The organism is Synechococcus sp. H60.2, assembly GCF_047462315.1.
Classification (GTDB): Bacteria; Cyanobacteriota; Cyanobacteriia; order Thermostichales; family Thermostichaceae; genus Thermostichus.
In genome coordinates, this window is sequence record NZ_JANSIZ010000102.1 from 1 (window position 1) to 6,304 (window position 6,304).

Annotated in this window: 4 protein-coding genes; 1 reads left to right on the plus strand and 3 read right to left on the minus strand. The window is 61.0% G+C overall.

Annotated elements, in window-relative coordinates:
* Positions 1-360: 360 nt before the first annotated feature.
* On the minus strand, positions 361-723 hold the full coding sequence (psbU, locus tag NW845_RS11960) for a photosystem II complex extrinsic protein PsbU (RefSeq protein ID WP_414366594.1): 363 nt from the start codon (positions 721-723) through the stop codon (positions 361-363).
* 214 nt (positions 724-937) lie between these two features.
* Here psbU and gcvP point away from each other — a divergent pair, with 214 nt between their 5' ends.
* On the plus strand, positions 938-3,868 hold the full coding sequence (gcvP, locus tag NW845_RS11965) for an aminomethyl-transferring glycine dehydrogenase (RefSeq protein ID WP_414378695.1): 2,931 nt from the start codon (positions 938-940) through the stop codon (positions 3,866-3,868).
* Between the two features lies 1 nt (position 3,869).
* On the opposite strand, the gene NW845_RS11970 is transcribed toward gcvP, so the two are convergent.
* Together NW845_RS11970 and NW845_RS11975 are read right to left on the minus strand one after the other, a co-directional pair.
* Positions 3,870-4,667, minus strand: a complete 798-nt coding sequence (locus NW845_RS11970) for a hypothetical protein (RefSeq protein WP_414378696.1) — start codon at positions 4,665-4,667, stop codon at positions 3,870-3,872.
* A gap of 296 nt (positions 4,668-4,963) precedes the next feature.
* Positions 4,964-6,214: an AtzE family amidohydrolase gene (locus NW845_RS11975; RefSeq protein WP_414378697.1), complete on the minus strand. Its 1,251-nt coding sequence runs from the start codon at positions 6,212-6,214 to the stop codon at positions 4,964-4,966.
* Positions 6,215-6,304 lie beyond the last annotated feature (90 nt).

Genomic DNA, 6,304 nt, shown 5'->3' on the forward strand with positions numbered 1-6,304 from the left:
GTAGTGTTTGTAACGAAATACTGGTCACTAAAGTGTATTGGGAAGGGCTAGGCTTTGGCATGATTTGCTCCCTAGAACCAGAATCAGTCAGAGGGTGCTATCCATCCCCACCGTCTATACGGTGGGGAATTCCGCACCTTACGTTAAGGCCATCAAAACCTGAGGGGTGCTCTGGCGACGAGGGATAGAGAGTAAACTACCCGACTCCAACCGCCGAGTAGTACGGAGCAGGCTTTGGGTAATCCTGCAGTTGGCAAGCCAACCACCAACCTCTAATCCAGTTTGCGGGCCGCAGGATCCCTTCCCTCTTGAGAGTTGCACAGAAGCAGAAAGCCTTCTCTTCTGCAGACTCTGCCAGGATCAGCCGTAGTACCCCTGGTTGATCCGATTTTCCAGTTGGTTGGCCCCCTCTTGGTACTCCCCAAACACGAAGTTCTCCGCGTTCGCCTTGATCAGGGCCTTCTGCTGCTCCGTCAATTCTGGGATCCGCAGCATGTCCTCCAGGCTGTTGTAGGGAGCATTTTTCACCAGAATACGGGCCAGGGTGGGATAGAAGCCAGGCAACTGGCGGTAGTTGCGCAGGATGGTGTTGTTCACATCGATGGGAGTGTCAAGATGTTTCACCGGCGGAAGCTCTGCCGCCACGGCCGGGATCCCCAAGGGGGCCAAGCACAGACAGAGCATCAACAGGATAGACACCAAAGCAGACAACAGCCGACGCATAGCACCACCTTTGCAGACAAGGTTGAAAGCAGTCATGACAACGCTCAGGGGATAGGTCGCTAACATTCTCCGACCATTCAGTGTCTCATCCCCGCTACCCCGAATCGAGACCCAGATTCAGATTTGGATCCCGTCAGAAATAATTTTTAACAACTATGATCGGGGAATAGCCTTTTGGCGGCTGACCAACTGCTCATCGCTTTTGTTTTGCCCCATGTCCGACTCCACCATCCTCCATCCCCTCAGCCCCTCTGGCCGGGAGACGTCTCAACCCCTCTCTGCCGCCGATCCAGAGCTGGAGCTGCTAGAGCAGAGAGAACTCTTCGTCTGGCGGCACATCGGGCCAGACGCCCAGCAAATCCGTCAGATGTTGCAGGCCTTGGGGCTGAGCTCTCTACGGGAATTAGTGGATAAGGCGGTGCCGGCGGCGATTCGCAGCAGCCGACCCCTGCACCTGGGATCCCCCAGCAGTGAGCAGCAAGTATTGGCAGAACTGAGGGCAATGGCGGCCCAGAACCAGGTGTGGCGCTCCTTTTTGGGCATGGGCTATTCCAACTGCCTGACGCCGCCGGTGATCCAGCGCAACATTCTGGAGAACCCCGGCTGGTACACCCAGTACACCCCCTACCAGGCAGAGATCGCCCAGGGGCGGCTAGAGGCCCTGCTCAATTTCCAGACGATGGTGATCGATCTAACAGGCATGGAGATCGCCAATGCCTCCCTGCTGGACGAAGCCACTGCTGCCGCTGAGGCTATGAGCCTGGCCTATGCCCTGGCAGGCAAGGGATCCCAGGTCTTCTGGGTGGATCGCGGCTGCCATCCCCAGACCATTGCCGTCGTGCAGACGCGGGCAGAGCCCTTGGGGATCCAGGTGCGTGTGGCGGATCCTTTGCAGTTAGAGCTGGAGAACGGCTTTGGCGTGCTCTTGCAGTATCCCAACACCTATGGAGAGATCCGGGATTACCGCAAGCTGGTGGAGCAGGCCCACCAAAGAGGGATGGTGGTGGCCGTAGCTGCTGACTTGCTCAGCCTGACTCTCTTGCAACCGCCAGGGGAGTGGGGGGCAGACATTGTGGTGGGATCCACCCAGCGCTTTGGGGTGCCCCTGGGCTACGGCGGCCCCCACGCTGCCTACTTTGCCACCCGCGAGGCCCACAAACGGCTGCTGCCGGGGCGGCTGGTGGGGATCTCCCAAGATGCCCAGGGCAGGCCGGCCCTGCGCCTAGCCCTACAAACGCGGGAGCAGCACATCCGCCGCGACAAGGCCACCAGCAACATCTGCACCGCCCAGGTGCTCTTAGCGGTGGTGGCCTCCATGTATGCCGTCTATCACGGCCCGCGCGGCCTGCGGCAAATTGCCGAACGCATCCATCGCCAGGCCCATCACCTGGCCGCCGGGATCCGGGATCTGGGCTACAGGGTGGGGCCAGAGTATTTCTTCGACACCTTTTGGGTAAGGGCAGCCTCTCCAGAGCAGGTGCAGCAGATCCAAGAGCGGGCCGCCCAGCGGCGCATCAACCTGCGGCGGATCGACGAGACAACTCTAGGGATCAGCGTGGACGAGGCCACCACCTCTCAAGATCTGCGCGATCTCTGGGAAATCTTCGCTGGCTCCAAGGAGCCAGCCTGGGATCCCGAAGGCCTGAGTTCGGATCCCCACCAAAGCCTGCCGCCTCAGCTCTTGCGCACCACCCCCTACCTCACCCATCCGGTGTTTAACCGCTACCACTCGGAAACGGAGCTGCTGCGCTATATCCACCGCCTGCAGAGCCGGGATCTCTCCCTTGTCCACTCCATGATCCCCTTGGGCTCCTGCACCATGAAGCTAAACGCCACAGCCGAGATGCTGCCCATAACCTGGCCGGAGTTTGCCCAGCTCCATCCTTTTGCGCCTCTGGAACAAGCTCGCGGCTATCAAACCCTCTTTGCCCAGTTGGAGCGAATGCTGGCAGAGATCACGGGCTTTGCCGGCGTCTCCCTCCAGCCCAACGCCGGATCCCAGGGGGAATATGCCGGCTTGCTGGCCATTCGTCGCTACCACCAGGCCCGCGGGGAAAGCCAGCGCCAGGTGTGCCTGATCCCCACCTCCGCCCATGGCACCAACCCCGCCAGCGCTGTCATGGCCGGGATGCAGGTGGTGAGCGTAGCCTGCGACAGGGCCGGCAACATCGACCTCGAAGACCTGCGGGCCAAGGTGGAGCAGCACCGGGAACGGCTGGCCGCCCTGATGATTACTTACCCCTCCACCCATGGGGTGTTTGAGGAAGGGATCCGCGAGATTTGCCAGATAATCCACGAGGCCGGGGGGCAGGTGTACATGGATGGGGCCAACCTCAACGCCCAGGTGGGCCTCTGCCGTCCTGCGGAGCTGGGAGCCGATGTCTGCCATCTCAACCTACACAAGACCTTCTGCATCCCCCACGGCGGGGGCGGGCCGGGGGTGGGGCCCATTGCCGTTGCCCGTCATCTCCTGCCGCATTTGCCCGGTCACCCGTTTTTGCCTGGTTGCAACGGCCCGGTCAGTGCTGCCCCCTGGGGCAGCGCCAGCATCCTGCCCATTGCCTGGGCCTACATCCGCCTCATGGGATCCGCCGGCCTTACCCTAGCTACCCAAGTGGCCCTCCTCAACGCCAATTACATCGCCAAGCGGCTGGATCCCTACTACCCGGTGCTCTACAAAGGGCCAGGGGGATGGGTGGCCCACGAGTGCATCCTGGATCTGCGCCCCCTCAAGAAAAGCGCCGGCATTGAGGTCGAGGATGTAGCCAAGCGGCTGATGGACTACGGCTTCCACGCCCCCACCATCTCCTGGCCAGTGCCGGGGACAATGATGGTGGAGCCCACTGAGAGCGAATCCCTAGAAGAGCTGGATCGCTTCTGCGAGGCAATGATTGCCATTCGCCAGGAGATTGCTGCCATTGAGCGGGGCGAGATGGATCCCGTGCGCAATCCCCTTAAACTTGCCCCCCACACCGCCGAGGTAGTGGCCGCCGATCACTGGGATCGCCCCTACCCTCGCTCCCTAGCCGCCTATCCCCTCCCGTGGGTCAAGGAGCGCAAGTTCTGGCCCAGTGTCAGCCGCATCGACAACGCCTATGGGGATCGTCACCTGGTGTGCAGCTGTCAACCTTGGCTGGAAGGCTGAATTAAGCTGCCTGCGGCTGATCCAGCTCTGAGGAAGAGGGAATGAGCTGCTCGGCCTCTTGCACAAGGCGCCTAGTCTCTTGCACAAGGCGCTCAGTCTCTGACAGCGAAGCCAGCACCTGCGGCAGCACCTCCTTATCGGCCTCAACAGCCCTCTCCGTTTCTTGCAGGAGCTCGATCGAGGCCTCGGTAAGCAGGTCAGCCACCGGAGACAGTTGCGCCTTCAGCGAGGCGTTCTCTCGCTCCAATTCCGCCAACCGCCTTTGCAGGCTATCCATTTGCCGATCTCGCTCTCCCAGAGCTGCTTCCAGCTCACGGTTGCGGGCCTCCAACGCTTGGCGGGCTGCCTCTGCTTGGTTCAGCCGTTCTGTTAAGCTTGCCAATTCATCCTCCAAACTGGTGAGGCGACTCACCTGTTCCAAAAGTTGGGCATTTTCTGCTTTCAGTTTTTCAATCAACGCCTGAGCGCTCAACAGATCTGCCTTGGTAGAGTCCAGGTCGTAACAGACTTGGTCATAGTCGGCAATTAGCTCGCCTAGTCGAGCTTCTTTCTCCTGCAGTTCTTCTCGCAGGGAACGAATCAAGCGATCCCTCTGTTCGACGCACTGCTGTAACTGTTCGACCTGCTGTCGTAGGATAGGCAGTTGAACCCAAGCCTTCTTGGCTAGGCCGAGAATTTCCCTGAAGCTCTCCTGCAGGCGGCTGTAGGATTGATCCAATTTGGCAAAGGCTTCGTTGAGCGCAAGGTAAGCCTTGCATACCTCCATGTAGCGCTGGGCCAGAGAAGTGGGGTGATCCATGATATAGAGTCCAGGTGAGGTTGCCGTGTCTATTTTATGCCGTTCATTCTATCGACCCAACCCGGAAAAGAGGTTATTCGCTACAACAACTGGGGGATTAATTTTACTTTAAGATTTTCCTCTCTCTAGGCAAGCAGCTCACGTCCTGCCCCGACAGGATTCAAACTCTCTGGCAAAAACGGCCCTTAAGAGCAGCACATTTTTACTCCCATCGAGGGGATCACACATTTAGCGTCTGGAGCAAAAGATTCAAAATTGAAACACTAGGTATAGTTCAAAAGGGGGCTTCTGCTGGCTCAGGCAGGCTGCGCCTCCGGGATCCCCAGCGCTTCCAGATGGGCGGCGGCCCGCAACAGGTTGACCTCTTGGTAGGGGGCAGCCACCAGTTGGACGCCAAAGGGCAGGGATCCGCTCTCGCGCAGCGGCACCGACACCACCGGCAGGCCGACAAACGAGAGGGGCTGGGTGTAGAGACCCAGGTTGGGCCGGGTGAGGACTTCCACCCCAGCGATCACTATCTTCTCTTGGCCAAGCAAGGGGGCAGAGCAGGGGGTGGTGGGGGCGATGAACAGGTCGATCTCTTGAAAGAGGGCCTGAAGCTGCTGGCGATACCAGCGGCGAAAGCGCTGCGCCTGCACGATCCAACTGGCGGGCAGCAGAGCGCCAGCCAAAAGGCGATCCCGGGTCGCCGGGTCGAAGTCGTGGGGACGAGTTCGCAGGTGATGCAGGTGCAGGTTGGCTCCCTCGGCAGCCGTGATCAGGAAGGCAGCGGCGCGGGCGCGCTCGGCCTCCGGGATCCGCACCGTTTGCTGGGCTCCCAGGGCCTGGGCCACTTTTTCCACGCCGGCCAGGATGTGGGGCTCTGCTCCCCGCAGGAAGTAGTCGTCGGCCACGGCAATGCGCAAGCCTTGGATCCCTTGCCCCAATTGCCCAAAGGTGGGATCCGCAGGGCGGCGGGCGCAGACGGGATCCTGGGGATCCGGCCCTTGCATGGCATCGAAGCTGAGGGCGAGATCGGCCACCGAACGGGCCAAGGGGCCCACGTGGTCGAAACTGGGAGCCAACAGGGCCACCCCTGCCCGCGACAGACGGCCATAGGTGGGCTTGAGGCCGTAGATGCCGCACAAGGCGGCGGGCACCCGAATCGAGCCGTTGGTGTCGCTGCCCAGGCTGAGGGGTACCAAGCCCCCGGCCACGGCTGCTGCCGAGCCACCCGAAGAGCCGCCGGCACTGCGGCTGAGATCGTGGGGGTTGCGGGTGGGGCCGTAGTGGCTATTTTCGGTTACAAAGCCGTAGGCGTACTCGTCCATGTTGAGGGTGCCCACCAGGATTGCCCCTGCCTGCTTGAGGCGGGCCACCACCGTGGCATCTTGGGTGGCCGGGGGGTTCTCGCGGTTGATCGCCGAACCGGCTAGGGTGGTGAGGCCGGCCACATCGAAGAGGTTCTTGACGGCAAAAGGTACCCCCGCCAGGGGGCCCACCGGGATCCCTTTGGCCACCTGTCGATCCAGCCGCTCCGCCGCCTGCAGGGCCGATGCTTCTAGCACGGCTGTAAAGGCAATGAACTACCCCACCGCGTAGGCGGGTGGGGTTTCCTCACCCGCTTGACAGCAGAGCTTTCGTCTCTTCTTCTGCCC

What these genes read in the sequence shown, in the direction of transcription:
- psbU (WP_414366594.1), bottom strand. Translation starts at nt 723, where the DNA reads ATGCGTCGGCTGTTGTCTGCTTTGGTGTCTATCCTGTTGATGCTCTGT.
- gcvP (WP_414378695.1), top strand. Translation starts at nt 938, where the DNA reads ATGTCCGACTCCACCATCCTCCATCCCCTCAGCCCCTCTGGCCGGGAG.
- NW845_RS11970 (WP_414378696.1), bottom strand. Translation starts at nt 4,667, where the DNA reads ATGGATCACCCCACTTCTCTGGCCCAGCGCTACATGGAGGTATGCAAG.